Raw genomic sequence first — 2,484 nt, forward strand, 5'->3', positions numbered from 1 at the left:
CCACAGGCTAAGCGCAAAGCGCCTTGCCGTCCTTTCGGACGGTAGGTTTCTAAACGCTCGCCACCGAACCGTACGTACACGTCTCCATGTATACGGCTCTCCATGGTTATTTTCAGTCTATTTCTTTTCATGAATCTTACGATAACAATTTTCACATACTGCTATTGTTTTTCTCTGTCTGGCAATCATGAAGCGTTCCCACTCCTGTTTGCCTTTCAGGTCTTTTAGCTTGCGGACATGCACCATTCTAAGGTTGTCCTCCGCTCCGCAATATTCACATTCACGGGCTTTCAACCGAGCCATAAGGCTGGTACTTTCAGTCCCGCGATAACTGGGCATGATATGCGCATTGTCAATACGCGCGTCTTTTCTCTGCTTGAACCCTCCATGATAAATAGTACGTTCCAACATTTCGCCCTTGTTGTTTTCATACCTTACTGTAAAGACTTTATTCCGGCAATATTTACGGATTATTTTCCTTACGGTTGATTCATACTTGGATGATAATGTTTTATACATACTCTCTTTCATGTAGTAATAGAAACTATTGAGAATGTTGACATTGTTTGCAATACAGTAGTAGTTATAGATTCCCCGAATTTCCGAATTGTATCGGTTGAGTATTTCAAGGTCATCATTACTACGGAGATACGGGCGTGAGGTCGATTCCCATGCTTCCTTGCCATTCTTGATTATTATGCGCATCGCATTATAGTCAAGCAGTTTCTTTCTCATAACCTCATAAGGCAGGAGAAGAACCACTTTATGGTCAAGTGAGCGTATGGGGATTCCTCTGAAATCCTTTCTCGTCTTGTCCGTACTGCGGACTGTAACATCAAAGCCGAGAAATTTGGCTGCGTCGTGTGAGTTGGTGATTAACGTCTTTTCATCCGAAAGTTCGAGTTTCAACGTATCTTGCAGAAAGGTCTTAATGTCCCCCTTTGCTTTTACACAGTCCTCTTTACTTCCGATTACGCAAATCAGAAAATCATCGGCATAGCGTACATACCTCATGCGTTTGAAGTTTTCGTCCATGTCAAGAGTTGCAGGAAGTTGTTGCATCTCACGGTGGAGAATGGCTATCTCCCTGCGCAATGCTTCTTTCTTCTGCTCGTCTGTTTCATTCTTCAGTTTCTTTACACGTTTGTCCTTACGATTTGCAACCCTTTTATATTCGGGGTTGCGTACACGTGCTTTACCTTTATTGAAGACGTTTATGTAGTTCCGCATAAATTTATCGAGTTTGTCAAGATAAATATTCGCCAAAATCGGACTTATTATGCCTCCCTGCGGTGTTCCGATATAGGAATTTTTGTACTCCCATTGTTCCATGTAGCCTGCTTTGAGGAATTTACGTATCAGTCGCAGGAAACGCTCGTCATTGATTCTTTCAGCAAGGATTCCGATTAAAACATCATGGTTGATGTTGTCAAAGAAACCCTTGATGTCTCCCTCGATGAACCAACGTGCTCCCGTACCTCCCTTTTGTAAGGAAGCCATAGCCGTATGACAGCCACGGTGTGGTCTGAATCCATGCGAGCAGTCTTCAAAATGACCTTCGTAGATGGATTCAAGAATCATCCTTACAACTTCCTGTACAAGTTTGTCCTTAAAGGCTGGTATGCCTAAAGGACGTTGCTTGCCATTCTTTTTGGGAATGTAAATTCTCCGTGCAGGGCACGGACGGTAACTTTCGTCTTTCAACTGTCCAATGATAGAGTGAATGTGCTTTATGCTCATTCCGTCTATGGTCTGCCCGTCTGTGCCTTTCGTATAGTTGCCCGCATTCTGCGACAACTTTTGATAGGCAAGTGCGTACAGATTTTCATTGAACAGCAGTCGGTAAAGCCGTTCAAACTTGTAATTAGGGTCTTGGCTGTGCCCAGCCAGACTGTTTAATACATTTGCTGAATCTCTCATAATGTCTCACACATCATTCGTTAAACATATTAAATAATAACTCACTGTCTCCCTTCGCCATGTACAAGGCTTTCCCTTGCTCGGACTACTACGGAGACTCTGTTGTCATATAGGATATTCAGAGGGCAAACCCCATAGCCTTTCGGCATTCCTACTTAGACAATCCCCATTTAGACATATAGTAACATAGCTCAATAGATTGTCGGATGCGATTTTCGTCCTTTTCCGCTTATTGCGGCTGTTCTGCAATCGGTTTTCGGCTCTCGTACTTGAGGTAGGAAAGTAGAAGTATTGCAGCCCGACGTTTGTAACTATCTTCCGTCGGGGTTTACCAACTAACAACTCGGACTGTCGTTCAAACAGTATAGTCTTCATCCTCATATCTATCATTTCATTTAGACATTCAGTAGCAGCATGATAGTTAGCTGACTTATGCCGTTTCCAACATGCGACACTCCCCACCGCCTTTCGGCTAAGTGGATAAGTTGGCTAATGACCGGCGTTGAAAACCCTTGCCGGGTAGGTTGCTAAGCCTACATTTACTATATGCCCTTATGGGCGCAG

Annotated in this window: 1 protein-coding gene; it reads right to left on the reverse strand. The window is 43.6% G+C overall.

Annotated elements, in window-relative coordinates:
- Positions 1 to 117: 117 nt before the first annotated feature.
- Positions 118 to 1,920: a reverse transcriptase domain-containing protein gene (locus DW182_RS21980; RefSeq protein WP_008646012.1), complete on the reverse strand. Its 1,803-nt coding sequence runs from the start codon at positions 1,918 to 1,920 to the stop codon at positions 118 to 120.
- Positions 1,921 to 2,484 lie beyond the last annotated feature (564 nt).

The organism is Bacteroides sp. AM16-24, assembly GCF_003471885.1.
GTDB lineage: Bacteria > Bacteroidota > Bacteroidia > Bacteroidales > Bacteroidaceae > Bacteroides.

What these genes read in the sequence shown, in the direction of transcription:
- DW182_RS21980 (WP_008646012.1), bottom strand. Translation starts at nt 1,920, where the DNA reads ATGAGAGATTCAGCAAATGTATTAAACAGTCTGGCTGGGCACAGCCAA.